Origin of the sequence: Pseudomonas zanjanensis (assembly GCF_014268745.2) — a bacterium.
Classification (GTDB): domain Bacteria; phylum Pseudomonadota; class Gammaproteobacteria; order Pseudomonadales; family Pseudomonadaceae; genus Aquipseudomonas; species Aquipseudomonas zanjanensis.
This window is the reverse complement of sequence record NZ_JABWRB020000001.1, coordinates 1,671,975-1,672,208: the sequence shown is the minus strand read 5'-3', so window position 1 is coordinate 1,672,208 and position 234 is coordinate 1,671,975.

Below are 234 nucleotides of genomic sequence, written 5' to 3'. Positions count from 1 at the left end.
CGAAGGACCTGCTTTTCTAGTTCGGAGTGGTTGACGATAAAAACGTGTTTTTCAGGTACGGCGCGGCGCCTGGACGGCGGTTGGGCCGACCTCGGCGCACGGGCCAAAGCGCTGGATAATCGTCACGTTCAACCGAAGGCGGCGGTTTGCGAACCGCGCCTTACAGGCCAAAAAAAATTAGAGCATTCGGTAGGTGATGTCTGTCATGGGAAGCAGGGACAAGCCCCGACGTCA